Below are 12,108 nucleotides of genomic sequence, written 5' to 3'. Positions count from 1 at the left end.
CAGCCACCGTGGCTTTCGGCCCTATGAACCCGGGAGCGCCGGCCATAGGCTGGCGGCACCAAAGGAGCGTGCCATGACTTTCCAAGACGTCACCCAGAAGATGTTTACAGCCATACGGCGCACCGGGCTCAGCCGAGGACCGGACAGGTGGCTCGGCGGCGTGTGCGGCGGAATAGCAGCCAAGCTTGGCGTGGACCCCAATGCAGCGAGGATCGTGTTCCTGGTTCTGGCCCTGGTGCCGGGCCCGGCCCTCACCTTCTACATCTGGGCCTGGATCCTCCTGCCGGACAGCACCACAGGCCGCATCTACCTCGAATCCTGGCTGAGTAACGACTCCGTCACCTGAGCCGCGACGTGACGCAGGCAGATCCGGCGCGGACGGGCACTGAACATGCTGGCGCCCCGCCCCGCAGTTACGGCCCGCTGACCGGACTCAGTTCCCGCGAGGTGCAGTCACGGACGGAAGCGGGATACACCAACGAGTCTTCCACGCGACCGTCGCGGACGCTCTGGCATATCTTCAGGGCAAATGTCCTGACACTTTTTAACGGAATCATTGCCGCATGTTTCCTGATCATGCTGCTGCTCAACGAGTGGAAGGATGCGCTCTTCGGCTTCTCGGCCACCGCGAACGCCTTCATCGGAATCGTCCAGGAGTACAGGGCCAAACGGGCCCTGGACCGGCTGGCCGTCCTCACGGCGCCGCGTGCCCGGGTGGTCCGCGACGGGGCAGTCACGGACATCCCGTTCGCTGCAGTGGTGCGGGACGACGTGCTGCTGCTCCGCGCGGGCGATCAGGTGGTGGCCGACGCCGTGGTGCTCAGCGCAGAGGGCCTGGAGTTGGATGAGTCCCTCCTGACCGGCGAATCCAAGCCGGTTGACAAGGCCGCCGACGCTGAAATCCTCTCCGGGTCAAGCGTGGTGGCAGGCTCCGGCACGGCACACGTCGTGAGGGTGGGCGACGATTCCTTCGCGGGCCGCCTGACCGCCGAAGCCCGGCGCTTTTCGCTGGTCAACTCTGAGATCCGCAGCAGCCTGAACCGTGTGCTCCGATGGATCGCCTGGGCGCTGCTGCCCATCATGGCGGTGGTGGCCAATGGTCAGATCCAAGCCGCCGGCGGCTGGGATCCGGCCTTTGCCAGCGGCACGTGGCGGGAGGCGCTGGTGGGCGCGGTGGCCAGCGTCACCGCCATGATTCCGCTGGGCCTCGTTCTGATGACCAGCCTGGCGTTCGCCATGGGGGCCGTCCGGTTGAGCCGGAACATGGTCCTGATCCAGGAACTGCCTGCCGTGGAGGTCCTGGCCAGGGTGGACATACTCTGCATTGATAAGACCGGAACCCTCACCGAGGGAGGCATGAGCTTCGATGCCCTGCACCCGGTGGGAGCGGCGTTGCCTGACGGTCTGGAACTGGCCCTGGGCAGGCTGGCCGCCACCGGAGGCAATGCCACCGCCGGCAGCCTCGCCGTGGTGTTTGGCGATGACGGCAGGCTTCGGCCACTGGTGTCGGTGCCCTTCTCGTCAGCCCGCAAATGGAGCGCCCTGAGCCTTGGCCGCGGCACTCCGGCACCGGGGACCTGGGTCCTTGGCGCTCCGGAGCTGGTGCTGGATGCAGGGGCACCGGGTAACAGCGAGGCGCTGGAACAGGCTGCCGAGCTGGCGGCGAGCGGACTGCGGACCCTGCTCCTCGCCCACCGCGCCGCCGCACTCACGCCCCAGGAAGCGGGGCAGGACAGCCCTCCGCGGTCTGTGACGGCTGCGGCGCTGCTGACCCTCCGCGAAACCGTTCGGCCGCACGCCGCAGAGACCCTGGCCTACTTCCGGCGGCAGGGTGTCCAGGTGAAGGTTTTCTCCGGCGACGATCCTCGGACCGTGGAGTCCGTTGCCCGGGACGTGGGCCTCGCGGCGGACGGTTACGATGCGCGAACGCTCCCCGCGGACCCCGCTGCCCTGGCCGGCGTCTTGGCGGAACACCACGTCTTTGGCCGCGTCACGCCCGCCCAGAAGCAGGCCATGGTCAAAGCATTGCAGGATCAGGGCCATGTTGTGGCCATGACCGGGGACGGCGTGAACGACACCCTGGCGTTGAAGGCAGCGGACATCGGGATCGCCATGAACACAGCCGCTGCCGCCACGAAGGCAGTATCACGGCTGGTGCTGCTGGACGGCAGTTTCTCCCGGCTGCCGGAGATCGTGGCGGAGGGCAGGCGGGTCATTGCGAACACCGAGACGGTAGCGATGATCTTCCTGACAAAAACGGCCTACGCCGTGTTGCTGTCCGTAGTGTTCGGAGCGCTGCTGTGGGGCTTCCCGTTCCTGCCGCGCCAGATGTCCATCACCGATGCCCTCACCATTGGGATCCCGGCGTTCTTCCTGGCCTTAATGCCCAACGCCGGACGCTACGTGCCCGGGTTCCTGAGGCGTTCACTGGCATTTTCCGTTCCGGCGGGGCTGGTTGTTGCCGCAGCAGTGCTGGCGGTGAATGTCGTTGCCGCCCTGACCGGGGCGGCCCCGGACGTCACCCGGACGGGCTCGGTGCTTGCCCTTTCGGTGATTGCCCTGTGGGTGCTGGCAGTGCGGTCACGGCCGCTAAACGCCTGGCGGCTCTTGGTCATTGCCGCCATGTTCACTGGACTGGCGGGGCTGCTGACCCTGCAGGCCGCCACCGACTTCTTCGAGTTGCCTGCCCTGCCGCCGGACCTGCTGGCCGCGTCCCTCGGCGTGGGAGCCGCCGGGAGCGCCGTCATAGAAGTCCTGGGCCGGTGGCACCGGCGCCGGTACAGCCGGCAGAGCTAGCGGGCAGTTGCCGCCGAGCGCCGGGGCAGGTTCTTCCGCCCGAACGCGAAATAGCTTCCCGGACCCACAAAGTTGATCAGCGTGACCATGCGCCACAACGCCTTGCTGCCGCGGATCTGTTCTGCCGGCCGCTTGGAAATGTCACGCTGGGCCGCAATCAGGAGTGAAAGCTGCACCGCCCCCACAATGACGGTCCCGACGCGTGCCAGCGGCGGCAGGTCCTTCCAAGACTTCTTCTTTTTCCTGGTGTCCTTCTTCGTGGCCATGGCCGGTGCTCCTTGCTTCCGTTGGTTGGTGCTTCGTGCTGGCGGTCACCTAGTGACGATCATAGGGACGCAGCCCGCCCCGGGGTAGGGGCTTTGGGCTCAGGCCGTGAACGGGGCCATCCGCTCCTTCTGCTCCGGAGTCAGGCGGAGCACCCTGCCGGTGCCCTCATCCACGAAGGCCAGGTGGGTGGTGGCCTTGACGCAGTCCTCCCGGGTCACCGGGTCCTGCAGCAGGTAGTGGATGTCGAAGCTGGCGCCTTTGACGGCGCCGATCCACAGCTGGACCACTGCCGGAACATTCCGGTATTCGAGCGTCCTGACATAGCGGATTTTGTGCTCCACCACCAAGGCCATGGTGCCCTCTTCGACGTCGTTGAAAAGGGATACCTGCGGTTCGACGCCAGGCAGTCCGGCGCCGCGGGGAGGTCCAAAGGCCGCGATGCGGGCTTCCTCCAAAATCCGCACCACCTGGACGTTGTTGACATGGCCGTAAGCGTCCATGTCTCCCCAGCGCATCGGTACGAGGACCTCGATGCGCCGGGCGGCCGACGGGGCGGCGCTCAACTGTGCACCGCCGTCACGTTATCCGCGGAATTCTCCACGGCCGCGTCAGCGTCTTCGCCCGCGAACTGGGACATGTAGAGGCGGTGGTAGGCGCCCTTGAGTTCCAGGAGGGCGTGGTGGCTGCCTTGTTCAACGATCCGTCCGGCTTCCATCACCAGAATGGTGTCGGCGTCGCGGATGGTGGACAACCTGTGCGCAATCACAAAGCTGGTGCGGTCCGTCCGGAGGGCAGCCATGGCTTTCTGGACCAGGACTTCCGTGCGGGTGTCCACGGAGCTTGTTGCCTCATCCAGGATGAGCAGGGACGGGTTGGCCACAAAGGCCCGTGCGATGGTGATGAGCTGCTTCTCGCCCGCGCTGACGTTGTTGCCTTCCTCATCGATGACCGTGTCGTAACCGTCAGGCAGCGCCCGGACGAACCGGTCGACGAACGTTGCCCGTGCCGCTTCCATGACCTGGTCCTCGGTGGCGTTGAGGTTGCCGTACTTGATGTTGTCGTAGATGCTGCCGCCGAACAGCCACGCATCCTGCAGGACCATGCCCACCTTGGCACGCAGTTCAGAGCGGCTCAGGTGGGTGATGTCCACACCGTCCAGGGTGATGCTTCCCGAATTCAGCTCGTAGAACCGCATCACCAGGTTGACCAGGGTGGTCTTGCCTGCTCCGGTGGGGCCGACGATTGCCACGGTGTGGCCCGGCTCGGCGGTGAAGGACAGGTCTTCGATCAGGGGTTTGTCCTCGGAGTAGCTGAAGGTGACGTGCTTGAACTCGACATGCCCGTCTGTCTTGGCAGGCAGGTGCTCGGTGGCAGTCTCGGCATCCTGCTCCTCGGCATCCAGGAACTCGAACACCCGCTCAGCCGAGGCAACGCCGGACTGCAGCATGTTGGCCATGCCGGCCATCTGTCCCAGCGGCTGCGTGAACTCGCGGGAATACTGGATGAAAGCGGTGGCGTCGCCCAGGCTCATGCCGCCGGACGCCACCCGCAGGCCGCCCACCACCGCGATGCCCACGTAGCTCAGGTAGGAGACGAACTGCATGACGGGCATGATCATGCCGGAGACGAACTGGGCCCCGAAGCTGGCCTTGTACAGGGCTTCGTTCCGTTCGTCGAAGCGTTCCAGGATGTCAGCGTCGCGGCCGAAGACACGCACCAGGTCGTGGCCGGAGAAGGATTCCTCGATCTGGCCGTTGAGCTGGCCGGTGTTCTTCCATTGCGCTGCGAACAGCTTCTGGCTGCGCGAGCCGATGATGCCGGCGGCCACGCCGGACAGCGGGAGTGCGACCAGGGCGATGAGGGCCAGCTGCCACGACACGATGAACATCATGATGACGATGCCGATGACCGTCAGCGCCGAACTGACCAGTTGCGCGAAGGCCTGCTGCAGCGCCTGCTGGATGTTGTCGACGTCGTTGGTGACGCGGGAGAGGGTGTCGCCGCGCTGGCGCGTGTCGAAGTAGTTCAGCGGGAGGCGGTTGAGCTTTTTCTCGGTGTCGTCACGCAGTTTGCGGACCACGCGCATCACGAGCACGTTCAGGACGTAGCCCTGCAGCCAGGTGAAGATGTTCGCCACGAAGTACATCACCAGCACCACGCTGATCAGGAACGACAGTTTCTGGAAGTCGATGCCCGAACCCGGGACGAGTTCCATTTTGGCGACCATGTCTGCAAAGTTGTTTTCGCCCTGGGCGCGCAGCCCGTCCACGAACTGGTCTTTGCTCACCCCCGCGGGCAGTTGCTTTCCCACGACGCCCCCGAAGATGACATCCATGGCCTGTCCCAGGATTTTGGGAGCCACGACGTTGAGGACGACGGCCACCGTCACCATGGCGAGCACCACGGCGATGCCGGCGGACTCGGGTTTCAGCAGGCCCATCAGGCGCTTGGCGGACGGCCAGAAATGCTCCGCCTTCTTCGCAGGCGTACCGCCGAACATGTCGCCGTCGGCCTCGGTGGGCTTGTACTCCTCTTCGTAGAAGTCGTCATCGTCCGGGGGAACGGTTTCCTGGCCGGCGGCGGGTTTCTGGTCGGTGCTCATGCCACTTCCTCCGCGGTCAGCTGGGACTCGACGATTTCCTGGTAGGTGGTGGAACTGTGCAGCAGTTCCTCGTGCGTTCCCCGGTCCACGATCCGGCCGTTGTCCAGCACCAGGATCTGGTCGGCGCCGGCGATGGTGGACACCCGCTGGCCCACAATGATCACCGTGGCGTCCGCCGTTTTTGCCTTGAGTGCGCGGCGGAGCCGGGCGTCGGTGGCGACGTCCAGCGCCGAGAAGGAGTCATCGAACAGGTACACCTTGGGCTTGGTGACCAGGGCCCGGGCGATGCACAGGCGCTGGCGCTGGCCGCCCGAGACGTTGGTGCCGCCCTGGGCGATCCGGGAACCGAGTCCGTTCTTCTTCTCCCGGACAAAGTCAGCGGCCTGGGCCACCGTGAGGGCGTCCCACAGTTCCTGGTCTGTGGCCTCCGTCTTGCCAAAGCGCAGGTTGTGCTCGATGGTCCCGGAGAAGAGGTAGGGCCGCTGCGGCACCATGGCGACACGGCCGGTGATTTCGGACCGGTCAAGGTTGGTGACCGGGACGCCGTCGAGCAGTACCTCGCCGGACGCGACGTCGTAAAGCCGCGGCAGCAGCGACAGCAGGCTGGTCTTGCCGGCACCGGTTGAACCGACGATGGCCACGGTCTGGCCGGGCTCGGCCGTGAAGCTGATGCCGCTCAGGACAGGCTCTTCCGCTCCGGGATAGGCGAACGACACGTTGCGGTACTCCACGCGGCCGGTGCGGTGGGCGGGCGCCACCGGCGCCGCCGGTTCATGGATGGAGGGCTCGACGTCGAGCACTTCACCGATGCGGTCCGCACAGACGGAGGCGCGCGGAATCATCATGGCCATAAACGTTCCCATCATCACCGCCATGAGGATCTGCAGGAGGTATTGCAGGAAGGCCGTCAGGGAGCCGACCTGCATCTCTCCCGCCTCCACGCGCTGGCCGCCGAACCACAGGACGGCTGCAGTGGAGACATGCAGGATCATGCCGATGGCCGGGAACATCAGGACGAACAGGGCGCCGATCTTCAGGGAGACGTCCGTGAGTTCGCGGTTGGCCTCGCCAAAACGCTCCGATTCGTGCGGTTCCCGGACAAAGGCGCGGACCACGCGGATGCCGATGATCTGCTCGCGGAGAATGCCGTTGATACGGTCGATTTTCGTCTGCATCGAGCGGAAGAGCGGCATCAGGCGGACCACGAGGTATCCGACGACGGCCACAAGCACCGGAACGGACACCCACACCAGCCAGGACAGGCTCAGGTCCTCGCGCAGCGCCATGAAGATGCCGCCGATGCACATGATGGGTGTTGCCACCATGAAGTTCAGGCCCATCAGCACGAGCATCTGCACCTGCTGGACATCGTTGGTGCCGCGCGTGATCAGGGTTGGGGCGCCGAAGATGTTGACATCCTTGGCCGAAAAGCTCGTGACTTTGCGGAAGACCCCGCGCCGAAGGTCGCGGCCGAAGGCCATGGCGGCTTTGGAACCGAAGTACACGCCGGCAATGGCGGTGGCCACCTGGATCAGCGCAACCCCGAGCATGAGGCCGCCTGTCCTCCAGATGTAGTCCGTGTCCCCTCGGGACACTCCCTCATCAATGATCTGGGCGTTCAGGCTTGGTAGGTAGAGGGCCGCAATGGTGGAAGCCAGCTGGAAAAGAATGACTGCCGCGATATACGGCAAATACGGCTTCGAGTAGCGCCGTATCAAAGTGACAAGCATGCCCGGGGGTCCTTTGGGAGGTGCGATGTGAGTGCAAGAAAGTAATACCAGCGAGGGCCGACACTCTTAGCTTTCCCACTCTACGAAATCTGTTGCCTCAGCGAAACAACGCCCGGTGAATATCATCCTAAGGGCGTAGCGACTCAGGGTGGCTATAGCTTCCCACGTGCACCCTGTTACAGGTGGAACGGGTGTTAGCCGGCGACCCCCTGCGGAGCAACCTGTGAAAAACGAGTGGCGAGTCAAGTATCGGTTACTCGCGACCGCCCCCGTGCCTGGGGATTAGCGTGAAGTGGTCAGTCAATGACAACTCTGCAGGAGAGTCGCAGGTGATCTGGGCATCCGCGACCATCGGTCAGCTCCCCCGTGGGCCCCGCTCCCGCAGTCTGGTCAGTCCACAATGATCCAGGAGAATCCCATGAAGAGAATCCTCGCAACTGCCGGGATCGCCGGCATTGCGTTAGTAGGCGTCACGGCCCCGGCGAATGCCGGCGACAAAGACAACAACAACGGTGCAAACGGCGACAACAAAGTCAGCATCTGCCACGCCACCGGCTCGGAAACAAACCCCTACGTCCACATCACGGTCAACGAAAACGCGCTCAACGGAAGCGGCCATGCCTCGCATGAGGGTGACATGATTCCGGCACCGGCGGCCGGCTGCCCAGGCGGCGGCCACGGCGGCGGCGGGGGCGGGGGCAAAGATGATGACCATGGCCCGGACAAGATCACGATCTGCCATGCCACGGGATCTGAGAAGAATCCCTACGTCGTCATCACCATTCCGGAGAAGGCCTGGTGGCACGGCCACAAGGACGGCCACAACGGCCGCGCCGACATCTATCCGGTCCCGGCCGGTGGTTGCGTCGCTGAAGAAGAGGAAGAAGAGGAAAAGCCGCCGGTTGTCGTCCCGCCGGTTGTCGTCCCGCCCGTTGTGACGCCGCCAGTCGTGACACCGCCTGCAGTCACCCCGCCGGCACCCGTCGGAGCGGCGGCAGCACCCGTGGGAGCCGCAGCGGCACCCGTCGGAGCGGCGGCAGCAGTAGTACCGGTGGTCAACCGGGGGTTCAACGCCCAGACGGCGGCCGGCAGCCAGCCTGACGGCATGCCGGCCTGGTTCGGTGGCCTGGCAGCACTCCTGGGGGCAACGGGGCTGATTGCCCTGAGGCAGCGGGGACGCCTGCAGGTGCCCGGGTCCAAGTAAGGCCGATCCTGCGGTGAGGACGGGCATCCGCCGCCACGGCGCGATGCCCGTCCACACCACACTCCACGGAGGAGTTCCGATGTCCTTGTCCGGCTACAAGCCCGCAGCACCCGAGGACGCAGCCCCAAGCGACCCGTCCCCCAAGCACCTTTCATTGGAGCGGCCGTCATTCGTGCGCCGGTTCCTGCGGCGCATGTCCCTTCTGCGAGTGCCACTGAACCGGCTCTCCTTGAACCGCGGTGACCGGCTGTTGCTGCTCGCCGGCGTCGTGGCCTTTTTCCTTCTCACGTTCCTGCCCGGCATCGTCACTGCCGGGAACACCTCCGGCGGAGCCGGACTTCACCTGGCAACTGCGCCATATTCGCGGGCCGACACTCCGTCCACCGCCTATGCCCCGCCTGACACGTTCCCCTGGAGCGGCAAGGGCTCGGCCGCGGAGGCCGTCAAGGGCGCCGCCGTTGCACCGCCGGCCCAGCAGCCGCCGAGCCTTCCCAACTATCCGCCCGCCGCGGCGCCCACCCGCATCGTCTATCCCGCGGCCGGCCTGGATGTCACCATTCATCCACTCACACCGACGCCGGAGGAACTCGAGTCCCAGGCGATCGTGCCGCCCATCACCGTGGACGGCTACTGGGTGTCCAGCCTCGGCATGCCCGGCGCGGGGTCCACCAACACCACCTACATCCTCGGCCACAGCTGGGAGGACCGCGACGCCCCGTTCAACAGGCTGAGCGCGGCCAGCGCCCCCGGCGACGTCTTCGAGGCCACAACGGCCACGGGAACCATGCGTTACCGGGTGGATTCAGTGGATACCTACCTGAAGTCAAGCCTGAAGGACAGCCCGATCTGGACCGGCTTTCCCAACCGCCTCGTCCTGATCAGCTGCTATACGGAAGACCCGTGGGGAAAGAACGTGGTCGTGGTTGCGTCACCTGTCCCCGAGCCCTGACCGTCACGGAGCTTTGACCATAAGGAGCAGACGACGACGGCGGCACCCAGCCGCCGTCGTCGTCTGCTCCTTGCCGTTCGGTGGGCGCGGATTACTCGCTCCGGTGCCGTCCGTGCGTTGCGATGTAGTCAGCTGCAGCGCGCTGCAGCTTCCGCTCCTTGGCCAGCTGCCGTCGGAGGGTGGCCAGCTCCCCGCTGATGCGTGACTGTTCGGCGGCGATCTCGCGCTGCCGGCTGAGGACCTCGATGAACTCCCGGTCGAGGTCCACAATCCCGGACCGGCCCGCCGCGGAAAGCCCGCCGTCGTCATTCCCGGCGGCCGCCGGTGCGGCAGCCGGCACGATGTCCACGGTCCGGCGCAGCGGTTGTTCCTTGATGAACAGGATCGCGACGAGCGCGACGATGCCAACGACCGCGGAGATCAGGAAAATCTCGGCCGTCGCGTCGCCGTAGGCCGCCCGCATGATGTCCCGGATGGGTGCGGGCATGTCCTGGAGGTCCATGCTGGCACCCGCTGATCCGCCAGCGGGAATGCCGGCAGCAGCGAGGCCGTCAGCTGCCAGTTCCTTGACCCTGTTGGCCAGCACGGCGCCGAGCACGGACACACCGATTGCGCCGCCCACCGAGCGGAAGAAGGCCACGGAGGCGCTTGCAGTGCCGATGTCCGTGGCCCGGACAGTGTTCTGGACCGCCAGCACGAGGTTCTGCATCAACAGGCCGAGACCCAGCCCGAGGACCGCGGTGTAGAGGCCGGTCAGCCAGAGTTCGGTGGTGTGGTCGATGGTTCCGGCCAGTCCCAGGCCGCCGATCAGCAGGATGGAGCCGGCAACCAGGTAGCGCTTCCATTTCCCGGTCCGGCTGATGAGCTGGCCCGACAGGACCGAGCCGATCAGGTTGCCTGCGATCATGGGCAGGGTCAGCAGGCCCGCTTCCGTGGGGGTGGCCCCGCGGGCCACCTGGAAGTACTGGCCCAGGAAGGCGGAGGATCCGAACATGCCGACGCCAACCGCGACGGAGGCCAGGATGGCCAGTGCGGTGGTGCGCTCGCTGATGATCTTGAGCGGAATGATGGGCTGTTCCACCCTGGACTCCACCACAACGAGCAGGGCCAGGAGAAGCACGCCGCCGCCCACCATGGCGGCGGTCTGCCAGGACCACCAGTCGTAGTATTCCGGGTTTCCGGCGAACGACACCCAGATCAGCAGCAGGCTGACGCCCGACGTGAGCAGGATGGAACCGAGCCAGTCGATCTTGGCGGGGCGCTTGACGTGCGGAAGCTTCAGCGTGATCTGCAGCAGGATGAGCGCGACGACGGCCAGCGGGACACAGACAAAGAAGGTCCAGCGCCAGCCCAGCGGGCTGTCCACGATGAATCCGCCCAGCAGCGGACCGCCGGCGGTACCTACGGCCATGACGCCGCCCATGTAACCGGAGTATTTGCCGCGGTCCCGGGGCGGAATGATGGAGCCGATGATGGCCTGCGCCAACGCCGTGAGGCCGCCCATGGCGACGCCCTGGATCACGCGGGCGGTCAGCAGCAGCGGGATTGTCTCCGACAGGCCGGCCATGACGGACCCGGCTACGAAGATCACAATGCTCAGCTGGACCAGCAGCTTCTTGTCGAAGAGGTCGGCGAGCTTGCCCCAGATCGGCGTGGTCGCTGCGTTTGCCAGCAGCGCTGCCGTGATGACCCAGGCGAAGTCGGTCTGCGTGCCCTTGAGCTCGGACATGATGGTGGGCAGCGCGTTGGCCACGATGGTGCTGCTGATGATCGCTGTGAAGAATGCAGCCAGCAGGCCGGTGAGGGCTTCCATGATCTGGCGGTGGCTCATCGCAGGCTGGGGTGACTGGGCAGGTGGCTGCCGGGAGGACGGTGACGACTGCTGTGGTGTCGTGGACATGGCCCGGGACGGACCGGTGGCTGTGGCGTGGCTTGCCATGGGCAGCTCCTAAACGGTTGGAATGATTTCGGTGGGTCCGGCCGTCTTTGCCCGGGCTGAGTCCCTCAGGGATTCAGCAAGTTTCTTGAGGATTTTCGCGGTCTCTTCGGCGTCGTACTGGCTCCAGTCCTGGAGGTACCCCTGGAGGGTTGCCGTGCGCTGCTGTTCTATTTCGCGCAACTTTCCCGCTCCGGCTTCGGAGAGCGCCACCAACTGGGCCCGTCCGTCCTCGGGATCAGGACGGCGGACCACCAGGCCCTGCTCTTCCAGGTCGGCAATGTGCCGGCTTAGGACCGGAGCGCTGACGCCGAGCCGGGCGGCGAGATGCGTGGCGCGGGACTCCCCCTCCCCCACGAACCTCAGGACGCCCTGGAGCGCCACCCCGGTGTCCTGCCCGCGCAGGCCGGCGACTGCCACACACCGGACTGCCCGCTGGAGGTCGAAGATCTGGTAGACGAGGTCGGCGGCGGTTTCCGGTGCGACTGCCATGATGGATATCCCCTTTGTTTGCCTTAGGCAACTATATCCGAAAATGGTTGCTTTAGGAAACTAACCAGCAGGGAGGGTGCGGACCGGGGTGCCGGGCTGCCTTAAACGCCAAGCGCGAACGGACAGTTGAGG

10 protein-coding genes are annotated in these 12,108 nt (G+C 65.7%); 4 read left to right on the top strand and 6 right to left on the bottom strand.

What is annotated here, in order from left to right:
• Window positions 1–73 precede the first annotated feature (73 nt).
• Both RW112_RS17975 and RW112_RS17970 read left to right on the top strand, forming a co-directional pair.
• A complete protein-coding gene (locus tag RW112_RS17975; protein ID WP_317783064.1) occupies window positions 74–346 on the top strand; it encodes a PspC domain-containing protein in 273 nt (90 codons plus the stop codon).
• Between the two features lie 8 nt (window positions 347–354).
• Window positions 355–2,796, top strand: coding sequence for an HAD-IC family P-type ATPase (locus tag RW112_RS17970; protein WP_317783063.1), 2,442 nt, complete (start codon window positions 355–357; stop codon window positions 2,794–2,796).
• On the opposite strand, the gene RW112_RS17965 is transcribed toward RW112_RS17970, so the two are convergent.
• From RW112_RS17965 to RW112_RS17950, 4 genes are all read right to left on the bottom strand, one after another.
• Window positions 2,793–3,062: a PLDc N-terminal domain-containing protein gene (locus RW112_RS17965; protein ID WP_317783062.1), complete on the bottom strand. Its 270-nt coding sequence runs from the start codon at window positions 3,060–3,062 to the stop codon at window positions 2,793–2,795. The two genes, RW112_RS17970 and RW112_RS17965, sit on opposite strands and share 4 nt — an antisense overlap.
• A 99-nt stretch (window positions 3,063–3,161) precedes the next feature.
• Window positions 3,162–3,578, bottom strand: coding sequence for an acyl-CoA thioesterase (locus tag RW112_RS17960; RefSeq protein WP_317783235.1), 417 nt, complete (start codon window positions 3,576–3,578; stop codon window positions 3,162–3,164).
• A gap of 44 nt (window positions 3,579–3,622) precedes the next feature.
• Window positions 3,623–5,665: an ABC transporter ATP-binding protein gene (locus RW112_RS17955; protein WP_317783061.1), complete on the bottom strand. Its 2,043-nt coding sequence runs from the start codon at window positions 5,663–5,665 to the stop codon at window positions 3,623–3,625.
• Window positions 5,662–7,395, bottom strand: coding sequence for an ABC transporter ATP-binding protein (locus tag RW112_RS17950; protein ID WP_317783060.1), 1,734 nt, complete (start codon window positions 7,393–7,395; stop codon window positions 5,662–5,664). The genes RW112_RS17955 and RW112_RS17950 overlap by 4 nt, the downstream gene beginning before the upstream one ends.
• Window positions 7,396–7,813: 418 nt before the next feature.
• Here RW112_RS17950 and RW112_RS17945 point away from each other — a divergent pair, with 418 nt between their 5' ends.
• Window positions 7,814–8,599: a hypothetical protein gene (locus RW112_RS17945; RefSeq protein WP_317783059.1), complete on the top strand. Its 786-nt coding sequence runs from the start codon at window positions 7,814–7,816 to the stop codon at window positions 8,597–8,599.
• A gap of 193 nt (window positions 8,600–8,792) precedes the next feature.
• Window positions 8,793–9,548 carry a class F sortase gene (locus tag RW112_RS17940; protein WP_317783058.1) on the top strand — a complete coding sequence of 252 codons (756 nt, stop codon included), beginning with the start codon at window positions 8,793–8,795 and terminating at the stop codon, window positions 9,546–9,548.
• Window positions 9,549–9,639: 91 nt separating this feature from the next.
• On the opposite strand, the gene RW112_RS17935 is transcribed toward RW112_RS17940, so the two are convergent.
• Together RW112_RS17935 and RW112_RS17930 are read right to left on the bottom strand one after the other, a co-directional pair.
• Window positions 9,640–11,487, bottom strand: a complete 1,848-nt coding sequence (locus RW112_RS17935; RefSeq protein WP_411709936.1) for an MFS transporter — start codon at window positions 11,485–11,487, stop codon at window positions 9,640–9,642.
• Between the two features lie 9 nt (window positions 11,488–11,496).
• Complete coding sequence (locus RW112_RS17930) at window positions 11,497–11,976, bottom strand: MarR family winged helix-turn-helix transcriptional regulator (protein ID WP_317783057.1); 480 nt, start codon at window positions 11,974–11,976, stop codon at window positions 11,497–11,499.
• Window positions 11,977–12,108 lie beyond the last annotated feature (132 nt).

The organism is Arthrobacter sp. B10-11 (genome assembly GCF_033142195.1).
Lineage (GTDB): Bacteria > Actinomycetota > Actinomycetes > Actinomycetales > Micrococcaceae > Arthrobacter > Arthrobacter oryzae_C.
Note: the sequence above shows the minus strand (reverse complement) of the source record. Positions and strands in the feature narration are given on the sequence as shown.

Coding starts and splice junctions, on each gene's coding strand:
- RW112_RS17930 (WP_317783057.1), bottom strand. CDS start 11,976: ATGGCAGTCGCACCGGAAACCGCCGCCGACCTCGTCTACCAGATCTTC.
- RW112_RS17975 (WP_317783064.1), top strand. CDS start 74: ATGACTTTCCAAGACGTCACCCAGAAGATGTTTACAGCCATACGGCGC.
- RW112_RS17940 (WP_317783058.1), top strand. CDS start 8,793: ATGTCCCTTCTGCGAGTGCCACTGAACCGGCTCTCCTTGAACCGCGGT.
- RW112_RS17945 (WP_317783059.1), top strand. CDS start 7,814: ATGAAGAGAATCCTCGCAACTGCCGGGATCGCCGGCATTGCGTTAGTA.
- RW112_RS17950 (WP_317783060.1), bottom strand. CDS start 7,395: ATGCTTGTCACTTTGATACGGCGCTACTCGAAGCCGTATTTGCCGTAT.
- RW112_RS17955 (WP_317783061.1), bottom strand. CDS start 5,665: ATGAGCACCGACCAGAAACCCGCCGCCGGCCAGGAAACCGTTCCCCCG.
- RW112_RS17935 (WP_411709936.1), bottom strand. CDS start 11,487: ATGGCAAGCCACGCCACAGCCACCGGTCCGTCCCGGGCCATGTCCACG.
- RW112_RS17965 (WP_317783062.1), bottom strand. CDS start 3,062: ATGGCCACGAAGAAGGACACCAGGAAAAAGAAGAAGTCTTGGAAGGAC.
- RW112_RS17960 (WP_317783235.1), bottom strand. CDS start 3,578: ATGCGCTGGGGAGACATGGACGCTTACGGCCATGTCAACAACGTCCAG.